13 protein-coding genes are annotated in these 18,481 nt (G+C 68.4%); all 13 read left to right on the top strand.

What is annotated here, in order from left to right; all coding sequences use genetic code 11:
- The first annotated feature begins 21 nt into the window (after positions 1-21).
- Entirely contained in the window at positions 22-786 is a 765-nt protein-coding gene (locus J7500_RS07300; RefSeq protein WP_294060990.1) for an SDR family NAD(P)-dependent oxidoreductase, read from the top strand.
- Entirely contained in the window at positions 783-1,586 is an 804-nt protein-coding gene (locus tag J7500_RS07305; RefSeq protein ID WP_294060992.1) for a rhamnogalacturonan acetylesterase, read from the top strand. The genes J7500_RS07300 and J7500_RS07305 overlap by 4 nt, the downstream gene beginning before the upstream one ends.
- A complete protein-coding gene (locus J7500_RS07310) occupies positions 1,583-2,344 on the top strand; it encodes a (Fe-S)-binding protein (protein WP_294060993.1) in 762 nt (253 codons plus the stop codon). The genes J7500_RS07305 and J7500_RS07310 overlap by 4 nt, the downstream gene beginning before the upstream one ends.
- Positions 2,341-3,732 carry a lactate utilization protein B gene (locus tag J7500_RS07315; protein WP_294060994.1) on the top strand — a complete coding sequence of 464 codons (1,392 nt, stop codon included), beginning with the start codon at positions 2,341-2,343 and terminating at the stop codon, positions 3,730-3,732. Before J7500_RS07310 ends, J7500_RS07315 begins: the two co-directional genes overlap by 4 nt.
- Positions 3,729-4,337, top strand: a complete 609-nt coding sequence (locus tag J7500_RS07320) for an LUD domain-containing protein (RefSeq protein ID WP_294060995.1) — start codon at positions 3,729-3,731, stop codon at positions 4,335-4,337. The genes J7500_RS07315 and J7500_RS07320 overlap by 4 nt, the downstream gene beginning before the upstream one ends.
- 142 nt (positions 4,338-4,479) lie before the next feature.
- Positions 4,480-7,539 (top strand): TonB-dependent receptor, encoded by a 3,060-nt coding sequence (locus J7500_RS07325; protein WP_294060996.1) that lies wholly within the window; start codon positions 4,480-4,482, stop codon positions 7,537-7,539.
- A 61-nt stretch (positions 7,540-7,600) separates the two neighbouring features.
- Positions 7,601-9,154, top strand: a complete 1,554-nt coding sequence (locus tag J7500_RS07330) for an alpha-L-arabinofuranosidase C-terminal domain-containing protein (protein ID WP_294060997.1) — start codon at positions 7,601-7,603, stop codon at positions 9,152-9,154.
- A gap of 177 nt (positions 9,155-9,331) precedes the next feature.
- Entirely contained in the window at positions 9,332-11,221 is a 1,890-nt protein-coding gene (locus J7500_RS07335; RefSeq protein ID WP_294060998.1) for a rhamnogalacturonan lyase, read from the top strand.
- Between the two features lie 169 nt (positions 11,222-11,390).
- Positions 11,391-12,563: a rhamnogalacturonan acetylesterase gene (locus tag J7500_RS07340; protein WP_294060999.1), complete on the top strand. Its 1,173-nt coding sequence runs from the start codon at positions 11,391-11,393 to the stop codon at positions 12,561-12,563.
- 112 nt (positions 12,564-12,675) lie between these two features.
- Positions 12,676-14,130 (top strand): glycoside hydrolase family 28 protein, encoded by a 1,455-nt coding sequence (locus J7500_RS07345; protein ID WP_294061000.1) that lies wholly within the window; start codon positions 12,676-12,678, stop codon positions 14,128-14,130.
- A 74-nt stretch (positions 14,131-14,204) separates the two neighbouring features.
- Positions 14,205-14,522 (top strand): L-rhamnose mutarotase, encoded by a 318-nt coding sequence (locus J7500_RS07350; protein WP_294061001.1) that lies wholly within the window; start codon positions 14,205-14,207, stop codon positions 14,520-14,522.
- Positions 14,519-17,506, top strand: coding sequence for a beta-galactosidase (locus J7500_RS07355; RefSeq protein WP_294061002.1), 2,988 nt, complete (start codon positions 14,519-14,521; stop codon positions 17,504-17,506). Before J7500_RS07350 ends, J7500_RS07355 begins: the two co-directional genes overlap by 4 nt.
- The gene (locus tag J7500_RS07360; protein ID WP_294061003.1) at positions 17,503-18,453 is read left to right on the top strand and encodes an alpha/beta hydrolase; all 951 of its coding nucleotides are present in this window, start codon (positions 17,503-17,505) and stop codon (positions 18,451-18,453) included. Before J7500_RS07355 ends, J7500_RS07360 begins: the two co-directional genes overlap by 4 nt.
- The last annotated feature ends 28 nt before the right edge of the window (positions 18,454-18,481 follow it).

Raw genomic sequence — 18,481 nt, forward strand, 5'->3', positions numbered from 1 at the left:
TGCGATCATAGGGAGAGCGAAGTGAAGCTTCTGGAAGGCAAGACCGTGCTCGTCACGGGCGCATCGACGGGTATCGGCCGCGCGGCCGCCGTGGGCGCGGCCAAGGCGGGCGCGGACGTGGTGATCAACTATCACAGCCGCGACGACGACGCCGCTGCCTGCGTCGCCGAGATCGAGGCGGCCGGCCAGCGCGGGCTGGCGGTTAAGGGCGACGTCGCGTCGCCCGAGACCGCGACCGAGTTCGTGGCGAAAGCCGTCGAGGCCTTCGGCAAGGTCGACGTGATGGTCTCCAACGCCGGCATCTGCCCCTTCCACAGCTTCCTCGACATGCCGGTCGAGACGGTGCAGCGCACGGTGCAGGTCAATCTGCTCGGCGGCTATTTCATGTGCCAGGCGGCGGCCAACCAGATGGTCAAGCAGGGGCATGGCGGCGCGCTCGTGGCGGTGTCGTCGATCTCGGCGCTGGTCGGCGGCGAGTATCAGACGCACTACACGCCGACCAAGGCGGGGCTCCATTCGCTGATGCAGTCGACCGCGATCGCGCTCGGCAAGCACAAGATCCGCTGCAATTCGGTCCTCCCGGGCACGATCCTCACCGAGATCAACAAGGAGGACCTCGCCGACGTCGAGAAGCGCAAGTACATGGAAGGCCGCATCCCGCTCGGCCGGCTCGGCCAGGCCGAGGATCTCGCCGGTCCGATCGTGTTCCTCGCTTCGGACATGGCCGCCTATGTCACCGGCGCGGCGCTGCTGGTCGATGGTGGCGCCTTCGTGAACCTGCAATGAGGGCGCTCGCCGCGGCGGCGGCGGGGCTGCTCGCGCTGGCCGGCCCCGCGTCGGCGGGCCAGACGCCGGCGGGCCAGCGCATCTTCATCGCGAGCGATTCGACGGCGCAGTTCTACGGTCCCGAGCGCTATCCGCAGACCGGCTGGGGGCAGTTCCTCAAGTGCGGACTGACGCCCGACGTCCAAGTCGAGAACCGCGCGATCGGCGGGCGCAGCACGCGGACCTTCCTCTCCGAAGGCCGGTGGGACAAGCTGCTCGGGGACGCCGCGCCGGGAGACCTGGTGCTGATCCAGTTCGGGCACAACGACGCCAGCAGCAACAAGCCCGAACGCTATGCGCCCGCCGCGACCGTCTACCGCGACAATCTGCTGCGCATGATCTGGGAAGCGCGCGGGCACGGGCTGGTGCCGGTGCTCGTCACGCCGCCGATGCGCCGCAACTTCGAGGGCGGCCACGCCAAGGCCGATTTCGCCGCCTATAGCCAGGTGATGCGAGAGCTGGTCGTCACCACCAACACGCCGCTGATCGACCTCGAGGCGCGTTCGCAGGCGATGCTCGACCGGCTCGGCGAGCAAGGCGCGCGCAAGCTCTACCTCCACTACACGCCGCAGAACGGCGCACCGGGCTTTCCCAAGGGCGTGGACGACGACACGCACTTCAGCGAGCTCGGCGGCCGCGCCATGGCCGATCTGGTCGCGCAGGAACTGAAGGGGCTGAAGCAGCCGGTCGCCGGGAAGGTGCTCGCCGAGCGTCCCGACCTGACGCGCAAGACGCCGCTGGGCAGCGCGGCCTGCCGATGAGCGAGCGTCGCCAGGTCGCGCTGTTCGTCACTTGCCTGGTGGATGCGATGCGTCCCCGGATCGGTTTCGCCGCGATCGACGTGCTCGAAGCGGCGGGTTGCGACGTGGCGGTGCCGCGGGCGCAGACCTGCTGCGGCCAGCCCGCGCTCAATTCGGGCGACCAGAAGGATGCCGCTGCGATCGCGCGTGCGACGATCGAGGCGCTCGAAGGCCATCCCTATGTCATCGTCCCCAGCGGCTCGTGCGCGGGGACGATCCGCGTCCATTATCCCGAGATCTTCGCCGACGACCCCGTCTGGCTGCCGCGCGCGCAGGCGCTGGCGGCGAAGACCTGGGAGATCCTCGCCTTCCTCGACGAAGTCTGCGGCTGGCGGCCCGAGGGCGTGTCGCTCCCCGTCACCGCCACCTATCACGACAGCTGCTCGGGGCTGCGCGAGCTTGGCATCAAGGCACAGCCGCGCCGGCTGCTGCGCGAAGTCGAGGGGCTGTCGCTCGCACCGCTTGCCGGCGAAGAGACCTGCTGCGGCTTCGGCGGCACCTTCTGCGTCAAATATCCCGCCATCTCCAACGCCATCGCCGATGAAAAGGCGACGGCGATCGAGGCGAGCGGTGCCGACCTGCTGCTCGCGGGCGATCTCGGCTGCCTGATGAACATGGCCGGCAAGCTCCATCGGCGCGGTTCGGCGGTACGCGCTATGCACACCGTCGAAGTGCTCGCCGGAATGGGCGACGGCCCCGCGATCGGCGAGGAAGGATGAGCGGCTTCAAGGATCGCGCGGCGGCGGCGCTTGCCGATCCGGTGCTCAAGACTGCGGTCGAGCGCACCGCGGGCACCGCCGAAGCCAAGCGCGCGCTCGCGGTAGCGGCATTCCACGACTTCGAGGCGGCGCGGACGCGCGCGGCGGCGATCAAGGACCATGTGATCGCCCATCTCGGTCATTATCTCGAGCAGTTCGAGGCCAATGCGATCGCCGCCGGTGCGCAGGTCCATTGGGCCGAGACCGCCGACGAGGCATGCCGCATCGTGGCCGACATCTGTCGCCGCGCCGGGGCGAAGTCGGCCGCGCGCTCCAAGTCGATGCTTGGCGAGGAGATCGGCCTGCCGCACGCGCTGGCCGAAGCGGGGATCGAGCGCATCGAGACCGATCTCGCCGAGCACATCATCCAGCTCGCCGACGAGCGGCCCTCGCACATCGTCTGGCCGGCGATGCACAAGACGCGCGACCAAGTCTCCGCGCTGTTCCGCGCACGCCATGCCGAGCCGCACGTCGAGGAAACGATCGCGGCGATGGCCGAGAGCGCGCGGCGGCATCTGCGCGCGGCTATGCTCGGGGCCGACGTCGGCATTTCGGGCGCGAACTTTCTGATCGCGGATTCGGGCAGCGTCTGCACGGTCACCAACGAAGGCAATGCCGAGCTCTCGGTCGTGCCCCCGCGCGTCCATATCGTCACCGCGGGGATCGAGAAGCTCGTCCCCTCGATGGACCATGCCGTGCACATGCTGCGCATGCTCGCGCGCTCGGCGACCGGGGCGACGCTGACGCAGTACACCAGCTTCTACACCGGCCCGAAGCGCGCCGGCGACCTCGACGGGCCCGAGGAGATGCACATCGTGCTGGTCGACAATGGCCGCACCAAGATGCGCGCCGAAGGACTCGCCGAGATGCTCCGCTGCATCCGCTGCGGCGCGTGCATGAACCATTGCGTGGTATTCCGGCAGATCGGCGGCCATGCCTATGGCGGCACCTATCCGGGGCCGATGGGTGCGGTGCTCACCCCCGTGCTCGACGGGCTCGCCGCCAGCCGCAACTTGCCCAACGCCTGCACGATGAACGGCAAGTGCCAGGAAGTCTGCCCGGTCAAGATCCCCCTCCCCACGCTGCTGCGCGGGTGGCGCGAGAAGAGCTGGCGCGAGGGGCTGGAACCGACGGGGACGCGCGGCGCCGTGCGGCTCTGGGCCTGGGCCGCCCGCCATCCCAGGCTCTATCGGCTGGGCAGTGCCATGGCGGTGCGCGCGATGCGGCTGTTCGGACGCGGCTGGATCGCCTCGATCCCCCTCGCCGGCGGCTGGACTCGCCACCGCGATCTGCCCGCGCCGCAGGGTCGCACCTTCATGGAGCTCTACGCCAAGGGGAAACGGACATGAGCGCGCGCGAGGCGATCCTGCGCCGGCTTTCCGGCGGCCCAGCAGGAGATATCCGCGCCGAGGCCGATGCGCTGCTGCGCGGCCCCGAGCGGCCCGCGATCGATCGTGCTGGCCTGGTCGAGGCTTTCGCGGACCGGCTCGCCGGGCCCAGCGTCTCGGCCACGCTCGACCGCGTCGCGCGGCTCGAGGACGTGCCCGGGGTCGTCCGCCGCTATCTGGAGGAAGCGGGGATGGCGGGCCTGTACTTGCCCCCCAATCCGTTGCTCGCTTCGCTCGACTGGAGCGGCCTGCAAATCGAATCGCGCTGCGCCATCGACGGCGGCGCGGCGCTGGCGGTGGCGAGCGCCGCGGTGGCCGAAACGGGGACGCTGGTGCTCGACACCACCCCGACGGCACCGATGCTCCCCAATTTTTTGGCGCTCCACCACATCGTGCTCGTGCGCCGCGAGACGCTGGTCGTGCACCTGGAGGATGTTCCCCCGCCCGCCGGCTGGCCCCGCGCAAGATATTGGATCACGGGCGTTTCGGGCACCACCGACATCGAAGGCCAATATGTCCGCGGCGCGCATGGCCCGCGCTTCCTGCACGTGCTGCTGATCGGCTGATCCCCGCAACTTTCGAATAGTCGTACAAATTCGAAAAAATGGATTGTTGCGGACCCGTGATTGAGTCATACATGTTGGGACAGAATAACAAAAAATGAGAGCGAGCCCCATGCGGCCGCCCAGAATTCAAAGGAGGGGAAGAATGACACGCAAGGGTTTTGTTCGTGCCGGCTTTTCGACTCAGTTCGGGATCTCGGGAGCGGCACTCGCCGTAGCGCTTGCCTGGAGCGCCCCGGCACTGGCGCAGGAAACGCCCGCCGCCGATCCGGCCGCCGCGGCGCAGGCCGACGAGCCGGAGATCGTCGTCTCGGGCTTCCGCGCCTCGCTGAACACTGCGCTCAACCAGAAGCGCAACGAGACCGCCGCGGTCGACAGCATCGTTGCCGAGGACATCGGCAAGTTCCCCGACAGCAACCTCGCCGAATCGATGCAGCGCGTCCCGGGCATCGCGCTCTCGCGCGGTGACGGCGGCGAAGGCCGCAACATCTCGGTCCGCGGCCTCGGCGCCGGCTTCACGCGCGTGCGCATCAACGGGATGGAAGGCACGTCGCAGACGGGCTCGTCGGACATCTACGGCGCGGGCAACTCGGGCCGCAGCTTCGACTTCAACGTCTTCCCGTCCGAAATCTTCTCGGCGCTGTCGGTCCGCAAGACCACGTCCGCCGATGTGGAGGAAGGCTCGCTGGGCGCGACGGTCGACCTGAAGGCGCCCAAGCCGCTCGATTTCGACAAGGATTTCACGCTCTCCGCCACCGCACGCGGCGTGTACAACGAGATCAGCAAGAAGGTGGACCCGCGCGCGTCGCTGCTGGTCTCCAAGAAGTTCGCCGACGGCACCTTCGGCATCCTCGGCTCCTTCGCCTATCAGAAGCGCCACATCCGCGAAGTCGGCTATTCGGCGGTGGACATCCTGGCCTCCAACACCAACGGCCTTGCCCAGCCCCTGCTCGGCGCGCCGGCGGGCTCGACCATTTCCTTCCCGTTCTGCACTCCGGTCGGAGGCTTCACATACAACGGGAACGTCTACAACAGCCCGATCATCGGCCTCGCCGGCAAGGGCGCGACGGCTGCCAATTGCAGCACGGGCAATCCGCGTGCCAGCGACCCCGCCGCCTTCGCCGACGTGTTCAACCACGGGGTGACCGTTACCACCAACCCGAGAACCGGCGCCATCACCGTCGTCGGCGGCACCCAGGCCTTCCTGCCGCGCCTGCCGCGCTACGTGAACTCGGAGCAGGACACCGAGCGGCTCGGCGGGACGCTAACGCTGCAGTTCTCGCCCGATGACGACACCGATATCAGTGTCGACGCGCTCTATTCGCGCTACGACGTCACGCGCCGCGACAACTACATCGCCGGCATCTCATTCGGCCGCAGCGTCACCAACAACGGCCAGCCGATGACGTCGGTGCGCGACGTCGAGTTCGATCAGAACGGCTCGCTCGTCTATGGCCTGTTCGACGGCGTCGACGTGCGCTCCGAAGGGCTGGTCGACCACTGGATCTCGGACTTCAAGCAGGGCAACCTGAACTTCCGTCACCGGTTCAACGACAGCCTCGAGCTGACCATGTTCTTCGGCATGAACCAGTCGGTCTGGTGGGGTCCGAAGCGCTTCCAGACCTTCATCGACGCGATCGACACCGACAATTTCTCGATCGACTTCCGCGATGGCGGTTCGGTCCCGAAGCTTGGGTTCGGATTCGACGTCGCCAACCCGGCCAACTTCAGCTACGCGCCTGCGCTTTCGGATGGCACCGTGCTGGGCGGCTTCAGCTTCCAGGGCAAGCCGTCGAAGAACCAGACCGACAATCTGACGGCCGAGGTGAACACCGACTGGAACGTCACCCAGGGCGTCAAGCTCAAGGTCGGTGCCCAGTACCGCCGGAGCGACTATTCGGCCTGGAATTCGTCGCCCTACAGTGCCGACACGATCGTCCGCGCGCTGCCTGCGGGTACCACTTTGGCGGACATCACCACCACGATCGACGGGCTCGACAAGCTCTTCGGCAGCGGCGCTCCGGCAAGCTGGGTCGCGGTGGACCCGGACAAGTGGGACCAGGTGTTCGACTTCGACTCGGTCCGCTTCTGCCGCGTCGAGTGCGGCGCCGGGGCGTCGCGCATCCGCGAGGACGTCAAGAGCCTCTACGCGATGACGACCTTCGACACCGGCGAGGACTTCTTCCTGCACATGCGCGGCGACATCGGCGTGCGCTATGTCCGCACCGACATGCTCGCATCGGGCTATATCGCGGTGTCCGCGCCGGCAGGGTCGACGCCGACCAACCTGCGCGGCCAATATGCCCAGGTGCTGCGCGGCTATGACGACTGGCTGCCCTCGGGCAACGTCGCCATCGATCTGACGCCGGACCTGCTGCTGCGCCTCTCGGCCGCCAAGGTGCTGGCGCGGCCCGAGCTGGGCCAGCTGGCGCCGACCAGCGGCATCACCGCGACGACGCGTACCGGCAACATCAACAACCCGTATCTCGATCCCATCCGCGCCGACACGTTCGACGCGGCGCTCGAATGGTATTTCAAGCCGGGATCGCTGCTCTCGGTCGCCTACTTCAAGAAGGACATCAAGAGCTTCGTCCAGCGCGTCACCAGCCAGATTCCGTTCAACGAGCTCGGCCTGCCCGTGGAGTTGCTGGACAACACCAACACGGCGCCGACCGAGACCTTCACGATCGGCCAGCCGGTGAACACGCCGGGCGGTCCGCTGGAGGGCGTGGAAGTCAACGCGCAGGTCCAGCTCGACTTCCTGCCGGGCTTCCTGAGCCACTTCGGCGTGCTGGCCAACTACACGCACGTCACCTCGACCATCGAGTACATCCTGGCGAGCGCCAATGGCGTACCGACGGTCACGACCACGGCGGATCTGATCGGCCTGTCGAAGAACACCGCCAGCGGCACGCTGTTCTACGAGGACAAGAAGTTCAGCATCCGTGCCACGGCGAGCTATCGTGATCGCTATATCCGCGGCATCCCGGCCTCGACGGGCAGCGACCTGCAGGGCAATTCGCCCAACATGTTCGTCGATGCCTCCGCGTCCTACGCCTTCAACGATCACATTAAGGTGATCCTGGAAGCGCAGAACCTCACCGACGAGCGCAATAACCTCTACATCGACAGCACGCGCCGCGACACGCTGTTCCAGACCAGGATTGGGCGTACGATCAACTTTGGCGTCAACTTCCAGTTCTAAGTCCGTCTCTCCAACCGGGCCGCCCTCACCGGCGGCCCGTATCTTTTTTGCGAGGATTCCCATGCGCAACCTGCTGTTCGCCGTCGCCCTGGCCACCTCCACTGCCTGCCTCCCCGCCACCGCGCTGGCGCAGCAGGCGGCACCTGCGGCAACGCTCACCCTGCGCGCCGACGCGCCCGGCCCCAAGATCGACCGCCGGATCTTCAGCCAGTTCGCCGAGCACCTCGGCTCGGGCATCTATGGCGGCATCTGGGTCGGGCCCAATTCGAAGATCCCCAACACCCGCGGCTATCGCAACGACGTGGTCGCCGCGCTCAAGGACCTGAGGGTGCCGGTGGTGCGCTGGCCCGGCGGCTGCTTCGCCGACGAATACCACTGGCGCGAGGGCATCGGGCCCCGCAACAAACGCCCGATCAAGGTCAACAACCACTGGGGCGGCGTCACCGAGCCCAATAGCTTCGGCACGCACGAGTTCATGGACTTCGCCGAGCTGATCGGCGCCGAGGCCTATGTCTCCGGCAATGTCGGCAACGGCACGCCGCAGGAAATGGCCGAGTGGGTCGAGTACATGACCGCGCCCGCCGGCATGCTCGCCGAGCAACGCGCCAAGAACGGCCGCAAGGAGCCGTGGAAGCTCCCCTATTTCGGCATCGGCAACGAGCTGTGGGGCTGCGGCGGCAGCATGCGCCCCGAATATGCCGCGGACCTGACGCGCCGCTACGGCGAATTCATCAAGGCGCCGCAGGGCAACCGTCCCGCCAAGATGGCCAGCGGCGCGAACAGCGACGACTATAACTGGACCGAAGTGATGATGCGCGAGGCCGGCCGCAAGATCGACGGCATCGGCGTCCATTACTACACCGTCCCCGGCACCTGGCAGCAAAAGGGCTCGGCGACTGCCTTCGACGAGGAGGAATACGCCCGCACGCTCTCCAAGACGCTCAAGATGGAAGAGCTGATCACCAAGCACGGCGCGATCATGGACAAATATGATCCCACCAAGCGCGTGAACATGGCCGTGGACGAATGGGGCACCTGGTACGATGTCGAGCCAGGCACCAATCCGGGCTTCCTCTACCAGCAGAACACGATGCGCGACGCGATCGTGGCGGCGCTCAACATCAACATCTTCACCCGCCACGCCGATCGCGTGCGCATGACCAACATCGCGCAGATGGTGAACGTCCTTCAGGCGATGATCCTGACCGACGGGCCGAAGATGGTGCTGACACCCACCTACCACGTCTTCCACATGTACAAGCCGTTCCAGGACGCGACCTTCCTGCCGATCGACATCAAGTCGAGCTGGTACAACAAGGAGCAGTGGGTGGTGCCCTCGGTCAGCGCCACCGCCGCCCGCGGCACCGACGGGCTGGTCCATGTCGCGCTGGTCAACACCGACCCCAACCGCCCCGCGACGGTGAGCGCCGCGCTCTCGGGCGTGAGCGCGACCACGGTCGATGGCGAGGTGCTCACCGCGCCGATCCAGGCGCACAACAGCTTCGACGCGCCCGAGACGGTGAAGCCCGCGCCCTTCACCGGCGCGACGCTGGCCAACGGTTCGCTGTCGGCGACGCTGCCGGCCGCATCGGTGGTGGTGCTGACGCTGCGCTGACATTCCCCGGCCGAGGCAAGGCGGGCCGCGATCTCCCGGGGGATCGCGGCCCTTCTTTTTGCCTGCAGGAAATACTCCCGCAATGTAAGCGCGCGTATCATTTAATGGGAAACAATTGACTCGCACGAGGCGCCGGAGCAGCATCGCGCCCAACGAGTCAGGGGAGAGGGACAGGATATGCTGGGGACGCTCATCATCGCGGCAATGAGCCCGGCTGCGGCGCAGGCCGCGCCCGCCATTGCGGGCCGGCAAGTCGAGCAGCTCGACCGCGGGCTGGTCGCGGTCCCGGTGGCCGAGGGCGGCAGCAACCACGTCGCGTGGCGGCTGCTCGGCACCGACGCCAAGAGCACGCGCTTCACGCTCTATCGTGACGGCAAGGCGATCGCGCGCGTGAGCGGCACCGGCGCGACCAGCGTGCTCGACAAGCAGGGCAAGCCGAACTCGCGCTACACGCTCGCCGTCGGCAACGGCAAACCGGGCGCCGCAGTGACTCCCTGGGCCGGCGGCTATCTCGCCATCCCGCTCGACAAGCCCGCCGACCGCACCACGCCCGACGGCGAGACGTACGGCTACACGCTCAACGATGCCTCGGCCGGCGACCTCGATGGCGACGGGCGCTACGAGCTGATCGTCAAATGGTATCCGACGATCGCCAAGGACAATGCCTTTGCCGGCTATACCGGCGAGACGCTGATCGACGCCTATACGCTCGACGGCAAGAAGCTGTGGCGGATCGACCTGGGCCGCAACATCCGCTCGGGCGCGCACTACACCCAGTTCATGGTCTATGACCTCGACGGCGACGGCCGCGCCGAAGTCGCGATGAAGACCGCCGACGGCACCGTCGACGGCACTGGTACCGTGATCGGGGACGCCAATGCCGACTGGCGCAGCAAGGGCGGCGAAGTCGCCTCGACCGACCGCACCGGATCGGCCACCAATGCCGAGGGCAAGATGGTGGCGCGCACGCTCGGCCGTATCCTCTCGGGTCCCGAATATCTGACCGTCTTCGACGGCCGCACGGGCAAGGCGCTGGCGACCGCGCCCTATTCGCCCCCGCTCGTCGCCGGCACCGCCACGCCGACGCAGGAACAGATGGCGGCGAGCTGGGGCGACGGATACGGCAACCGCTCCGAACGCTATCTCGCTGGCGTCGCCTATCTCGACGGGCACCGGCCCAGCCTGGTCTTCGGCCGCGGCTATTATGCGCGCTCGACGATCGCGGCGTGGGACTGGCGCGACGGCAAGCTGACGCAGCGCTGGCTGTTCGACAGCGCGACGCCGGGCAACGAGAAGTTCGGCGGCAACGGCAATCACCAGCTCTCGATCGCCGACGTCGACGGCGACGGGCGCGACGAGGTCTTCTACGGATCGATGGTGGTCGACGACAACGGCAAGGGGCTGTGGTCGTCGGGCCTGGGCCACGGCGATGCGATGCACGTCTCGGACCTCGATCCCACCCGCCCGGGCCTCGAGAAGTTCGGCGTGCACGAGAACATGCGGATGAGCGGCAACCGCGGCGCGGCGATGCTCGACGCGCGCACCGGCGCCCTCCTCTGGTCGACGCCGGCGGACAAGGACACCGGTCGCGGCATCGCGATCGACATCGATCCCCGCCATCCCGGCGCCGAGGCCTGGGCAAGCAATTCGCGCGAGCTCTACGACGTGAAGGGCAATATCATCCCGGGCGGCCACCCGCGTGCGGCCAATTCGGGCATCTGGTGGGACGGCGACCGCTTGCGCGAGCTGCTCGACGGCAAGAAGATCACCAAATGGGACTGGACCACGAGCACCGAGAAGCCGCTGCTCGATCCCGAGGGCGTGGTCTCCAACAACGGCACCAAGCAGAACCCCTCGCTCTCGGCCGATCTGCTCGGCGACTGGCGCGAGGAGCTGGTGGTGCCGACCGCCGACAGCCGCGAGTTGCGCATCTACGCCACGCCGATCCCGACGCAGGAGCGCATCGTCACGCTGATGCACGATCCCGTCTATCGGCTCGGCATCGCCTGGCAGAACACCGCGTACAACCAGCCGCCGCACACTTCCTATTTCCTGGGGGCGCGATGAACCGCTCAGCCACCACTCGCACCCATTTCGTCATCCCCGCGAAGGCGGGGACCCAGGAATCGCAAGCGACCCCCTTCGCGGCTCTGGGTCCCCGCCTTCGGGGGGATGACGGACACGTCCGGATGACCGAAGGTGATCGGCAATGCTGCTAGTCGCGTTGCAGATGGCGATGGCCCAGCCCCTTCACTTCGATCTGGCCCCGGACGCGAAGTCCGCTCCCGGCCGAATCGCGGTTCCGGCCGACAAGCCCTACGCGCCCGGCGGTTTCGGCTATGAGCCCGAGCGCCGCGGCGGCGAATTCCTCTTCTCCGCCACAGTGCCCGAGGGCAATTACCGCGTGACCGTGCGCCTGAGTGGGCGCACCACGATCAAAGCAGAATCCCGCCGGCTGATGCTCGCGGACGTCGCGACCCGCCCGGGCAAATATGTCACCGCGAGCTTCATCGTGAACGTGCGCACCGCTGCGCTCGCGCCGCCGCCGGCGAATGCACCGGGCGGCGTGGCCGTGCAGCTCAAGTCGCGCGAGGCGGGCAGCTACACCTGGGACGACAAGCTCACGCTCGAGTTCCTCGGCGATCCGCACGTCGCCTCGATCGACATCGAGCCCGTGGAGGTGCCGACCGTCTACCTCGCCGGCGATTCGACCGTGACCGACCAGCGCGCCGAGCCGGCGGCGAGCTGGGGGCAGATGCTCCCCGCCTTCTTCGCCTCCGATGTGGCAGTGGCGAACCATGCGGAATCGGGCGAGACGCTCAAGTCGTTCGTCACTGCGCATCGGCTCGACAAGCTGCTCTCGGGCATGAAGGCCGGCGACTGGCTGCTCATCCAGTTCGGGCACAACGACCAGAAGGAGCAGTGGCCGCAGACCTATTCGGACCCGAAGTTCGCCTACCCCGCCTGGCTGCGCGCCTTCATCGCCGAGGCGCGGCGGCGCGGCGCGCACCCGGTGCTCGTCACCAGCCCCGAGCGCCGCAACTTCGACCAGGGCCGCATCCGCCACACGCTCGCCGACTATGCCGAGGCGATGCGCAAGGTGGCGCGCGAGGATCGGGTGCCGCTGATCGACCTGCAGACCGACACGATCGCGCTTTACGAAGCGCTCGGCCCCGAGCGTTCGCCTTTGCTGTTCAACGACGGCGGCGCGGACAAGACGCACCACAACAACCCCGGCGCCTGGCTGCTCGCACGCGCGGTCGCGGCGGGGATCGCGGCGCAGGTGCCCGAGCTGGGGGCGCATCTGAAGCCGGAGTTCCGCAGCTTCGATCCCGCGCGTCCGGCGCTGGAGTCGCTTCATATCGCGCCCAGCATCGCTGCCAGCGACGTGCGGCCGGCGGGGAATTGATGGCCTTACCCCACTGCCGCGATCCCCGCGAAGGCGGGGACCCAAAGTTGCGAAGGACGCCGCGCGCGACCCTGAGTCCCCGCCTTTGCGGGGATGACCTAGGGGGCGTTTGATGCGCACCGGCAAGGTCTTCGACGTCCGCGATCACGGTGCCAGGGGCGACGGCGCCGCGCTCGATTCCCCCGCGATCAACGCCGCGATCCGTGCTGCAGAGGCTGCGGGCGGCGGCGTGGTGGTGCTGCCGCCGGGCCGCTATCTGAGCTTCTCGCTCCAGCTCCGCAGCAAGGTCACGCTCGCGGTCGAGGCCGGCGCCACGCTGGTCGCCGCGGAAAAGGGTCCTTTGGGCGCCTATGACCTGCCCGAGGAGCGCGGGCCCCAGCTCTACCAGGATTTCGGCCACAGCCATTGGCACAACAGCCTGATCTGGGCCGACGGCGCCGAGGATATTGCGATCATCGGCAAGGGCCGGATCGATGGACTGGGCCTGACGCGCAACGGCCCGGGCACGCCGTGGAGCAAGCAGGCGGGCGAGCGTCCGCTGTCGATGGCGGCGATGCCCGCGCACGACGTCGCGAAGCTCGAGCAGAGCCGCCAGGCGATGCTGGGCATGGGCAACAAGGCGATCGCACTCGCGCATTGCCGCCGCATCCGGATCGAGGGGCTGACGATCTTCAAGGGCGGCCATTTCGCGGTGCTCGCCAGCGAAGTCGACGATCTCGACCTGTTCGACCTGGTGATCGACACCAACCGCGATGGGCTCGACCTCGACTGCGTCCGCCGGGCGCGGGTCGAGCGCTGCCGCGTCAATTCGCCCAACGACGACGCGATCGTGCTCAAGACCAGCCTCGCGCTCGGCCGCCGCGCGGCGTGCGAGGATATCGAAGTGCGCGGCTGCATCGTCACCGGCTACGATCTCGGCACGATGCTCGACGGCACGCGCCAGCGCACCCAGCAGCTCGCCCCCGATCGCGACCGCGTCACCGGGCGGATCAAGCTGGGCACCGAGAGCAACGGCGACTTCCGCCGCCTCCGCATCTCCGATTGCCGCTTCGAGCGCAGCCGCGGGCTGGCGATCGAGAGTGTCGACGGCGGCACGATCGAGGATGTGCTGGCCGAGAATATTGTCATGGAGGAAGTGACCACTGCGCCGCTGTTCCTCCGCCTCGGCGCCCGGCTGCGTGGGCCCGAGGGCACAGGGGTGGGCGCGATCCGGGGCGTGGAGGTGCGCAGCCTGGTCGCGCGCGGGATCGATCCGCGCTTCGGCGCGATCCTCGCCGGATTGCCGGGCAAGCCGATCGAGGAGGTGCGGCTGCGCGACATAGACCTGGGCTTCGATGGCGGCTTCTCCGAACCCGTCCCCGCCGCACCCGCCGAGCTGGCCGATGCCTATCCCGAGCCGAGCATGTTCGGCCCCACGCCTGCCTGGGGCTTCTGGGCGCGGCACGTGGCGGGGCTCGAGGTCAACGGGCTGCGGCTGCGCCGCGAAACCCACGATCCCCGCCCGCCGGTGCTGCTCGACGATACGCGGGTGGCGCATGCCGAGCGCGCGGATTATTGGCCCGCTTAGGTTTGACGCGCCGCCCGCATTATACTACCAGATAGTGCATGATTATCCCATAAATTGGGACAATGGAGAGGGGCATGACGACCACCCACGCTTTCCGCATGCAGCTCAAGCCGGGCGTGATCGACGAGTACCGGGCCCGCCACGACGCGATCTGGCCCGAGCTCGCCGCGCTGCTGCACGACAGCGGCATCCGCGACTATTCGATCTTCCTCGATCCCGAGACGCTGTCGCTGTTCGCGGTGCTCAAGCTCACCGACGACAATGAGCGCGACGCGCTGCCCGGCCATCCGATCATGCGCAAATGGTGGGATTACATGGCGCCGCTGATGGAAGTGGAGCCCGACAACAAGCCGCGCGAATGGCCGCTCGAGCCTTTGTTCCACCTCGCATGATCCGCACCGCCCTCCTCGCCGCGACCATGCTGGTCGCCGCCCCCGCGCTCGCGCAGGAAGCCCGCCCGACGGCGAACTTCGACGCGCCGGTGAAGCACTTCGGCCGTGTCTCGTACGACTCGCGCTCGCTGATGATAGACGGCAAGCGCATGATCATCTGGTCGAGCGAGATGCACGCCTTCCGCCTGCCCTCGCCCGACCTGTGGCGCGACGTGCTGCAGAAGATGAAGGCGAGCGGGTTCAACACCGTCGCCTTCTATTTCGACTGGGGATTCCACAGCCCGAAGCGCGGCGTCTATGATTTCAGCGGCATCCGCGACATCGATCGGCTGCTGACGATGGCGGAGGAGGAAGGCCTTTACGTCATCACCCGCGCCGGGCCCTATGTGAACGCCGAGCTGACGCGCGGCGGCTTTCCGGGCTGGCTGGTCAACCAGCGCGTCCGCGCGCGCACCGACGATCCCGAATATCTCGCGGCCGCCGACGAATGGCTGACCCAGGTCAACGCGATCATTGCGCGCCACCAGATCAACGGGGACGGCAAGGGCCACAAGGGCAACGTCATCCTCCACCAGATCGAGAACGAGCTGTCGCTGACCACCCCGGCGCAGCGCCGGTACATGGATCACCTCTACGCCAAGGCGGGGGCGGACGGCATCAACGTGCCGATCTTCCACAACGACCAGGGGCGCAACGGCTATTGGGTGCCCAAGGGCGCGAACGTCGAGAAGACGGTCGAGGGCCCGAACGACCTCTACGCCTTCGACGGCTACCCCGGCGGGACCTGCACCGTGCAGGGCCAGCCCACCCGCGGGAGCGCGGCGCCCGACTGGGGCTATTACGGCCCCGGCGGCGCGCGCGGCGGCGCCTCGGCCTCGCCGAACACGCCGGGCTTCCTGGCCGAGTTCGGCGGCGGCTGGTTCGACTATTGGGGCTCGAACGGCGGATACGAGTGCAACGCGATCCAGCGCGGCCGCCGCTTCCAGCGGGTGTTCTACGGCACCAACCTCGCCAACGGCATCGGCATCCAGAGCTTCTACATGGGCTTCGGCGGCACGAGCTGGGGCTGGCTGCCGGCGCCGGTGGTGTTCACCAGCTATGATTACGGCGCCGCCTTCTCCGAGACGCGCGAGGTGCGCCCCAAGGCGGAGGAGCTCAAGCAACTCGCCGGGCTGATCCAGAGCGTCCCCGACCTTGCGGGCATGATCCCCGCGGGGCAGGTGCAGATCTCGACCGACAAGATCCAAGTCTATCACAACAAGAGCCCCGAGACCGGCGCGCGCTTCCTGCTCGTCACCCACAAGCCCTCGAACGGCCAGTCGAACGAGCGCTTCAGCGTCACCGCCGACCTGCCCGACGGCCGCTACACGCTGCCGCTCGAGCTCAACGGCTTCGACGCCAAGTGGCTCGTCGCGGGCGTCAACCTGGGCGGGCAGCGGCTGGTCTATTCGACTTCCGAGCTCCAGGCCGCGCTCCAGCAGGACGGGCGGGACCTGATGCTGGTCTATGGCCGCACGGGCGAGGCGGGAGAGACGGTGCTGCGCTACGCCAGCGAGCCCAAGGTGACCGTGCTCGAAGGCCACGTGACCTCCACCTTCAGCACCGTCGGCGACCTCAAGCTCAGCTACGCCCACAACGGCCTCGCCCGCGTCCATATCAGCGGTGGCGGGCGGCCCGACCTGCTGCTGCTAATCGGCGACGAGGACGAGGGCGCGAAGTTCTGGCGCATGGGCGACACGCTCGTCCGCGGCCCCGCGCTGGTGCGCAGCGCCACCGCCAAGGGGGGCACGCTCGCGCTCACCGGCGACACCCGCGCTGCCGAGCCGCTCGAGGCGTGGACCGGCGCGCGCAGCTTGACCTGGAACGGCGCCAGGGTCGCCGCGACGCGCAGCGCCAGCGGCAGCCTCGTGGCAAGCAAACCGCTCGCCGGCCCCGCCGAGGTGACGCTCCCCGCGCTCACCGGCTGGCGCATGGCCGAGGGCTCGCCCGAAGCCGCGCCCGCCTTCGACGACAGCGCCTGGCAGGCGATCGACAACCGCCCCTATGCCAGCATCACCGCGCGCGCCGACGGCCAGCCCAACATGCTGATGGACGCCTATGGCTTCCATGAAGGCGACGTCTGGTACCGCGGCCGCTTCACCGGCACGCCCGACGCGCAGCGCATCCGGCTGCATTACGGCGCGGGCGGATCGGGGATGATCCAGGTCTTCCTCGACGGTAAGCTCGTCGGCGAGCACGAGCTGCTCGGCGGGCTGCCGCGCCCGATCACCACTGCAGCCGCCGCGCTCGACCTGCCCGACGCCGCGCGCACCCCCGGCGAGCACGTCGTCTCGGTGATGCTGCGCAACAACGGCCACAATTGGGACCTCGACGCCGATGACTTCCACAAGGAGGCCCGTGGGCTCGTCTCAGTCTCGATCGAGCCGGTCGTCGGCCCCAGCTTCTCGGTTCCGATCGCGTGGAAGATCCAGGGCCGGGCCGGCGGCGAGGACATCGCCGATCCGGTGCGCGGCGTCGCCAACAACGGCGGCCAGTTCGGCGAGCGCCAGGGCTGGTATCTGCCGGGCTTCGACGATCGCGGCTGGAAACCGGCGAGCCTCCCCGCCAGCCAGGCGGCGCCGGGGACGAGCTGGTACCGCACCAGCTTTGACCTCGACGTGCCCAAGGGACAGGACGCGACGATCGGCCTCGCGTTCGGCGACACTGCCAAGCCGCGGTCGCCGGGCGCCTATCGCGTGCTGATCTTCGTCAACGGCTGGAACATGGGCCAGTTCATCGCCCATATCGGCCCGCAGCGCGTCTTCCCGATCCCCGAGGGGATCCTCAACCATCGCGGGCGCAACAGCATCGCGCTCGCCGTCACCTCGGACGGCGCGCCTGGCAATGGGCTGGAGGACGTGAGGCTCGTCACGCTGCGCAACGTCAAGGGCGGCCTGCCGGTGCACATGGTCCCGGCACCCGCGACGCCGGCGGAGCTCAAGTGACGATCAGCCGTCGCACCCTGCTGGCGGGATCGGTCGCCGCGGCAGTCGCAGCCCCGCTGCCGCTTCGCGCCCAGCCGATCGTCACCGAACGCCTGCCGCTCTGGCCGGGCCGAGCGCCGGGCGGCGAAGGCCTCGCCGTGCGCGACGAAGTGGTCAAACGCTCGCCCACCGGCCCGGCCGACGACATCGCGTGGCCGCATATCGCCACGCCGATGCTCAACGTCGTCCCCGCGGCGAGCCCCAACGGCGGCGCGATCCTGATGATCCCCGGCGGCGGCTATGCCCGTGTCGCGCTCGGGCGCGAGGGATCGTCGATCTCGCGCGCTTTCACCGCGCGCGGCTACACCGTGTTCGAGCTGCTCTATCGCCTTCCGCACGACGGCTGGGCCGCCGGCCCCGACGCGCCGCTGCAGGATGCGCAGCGCGCGATGCGGCTGATCCGCGCCGGCGCGACGAAGTGGAAGATCGATCCGACGCGCGTCGCTGCGATCGGCTTCTCCGCGGGCGGGCACCTCGCCGCGCGGCTGGCCAGCCGCTTCGCGCTCGACACTTACAAGCCCGTCGACGCCGCCGACCGGCAATCGCCGCGCCCCGTCGTCGCCGGCCTGTTCTTCCCGGTCATCACGATGCGCGACCCGCACGCGCACGGCCAGTCGCGCCGCGAGCTGCTGGGCAAGGATATGAGCGCCGAGCGGATCGCGCGCTTCTCCGCCGAAAGCGCCCTGCCCGCCGACATGCCGCCCAGCTTCGTCGCGCACGCCGCCGACGATCCGGTGGTGCCACCGGCGAACAGCCTCACCATGTTCGTCGCGCTCCAGGCGGCGAAGATCCCGTCCGAGCTGCACATCTTCGAGAAGGGCGGCCATGGCCTGCCGATGCAGGAAGATGGCGAGGAACACCCCTGGCCCACCCTGTTCGAGCGCTTCGCGCGCCGGCATGGGCTATAGACTTTCAACGACACATTCACGGAGTTCA

The sequence above is a fragment of the Sphingomonas sp. genome (assembly GCF_017744835.1).
GTDB lineage: Bacteria > Pseudomonadota > Alphaproteobacteria > Sphingomonadales > Sphingomonadaceae > Sphingomonas.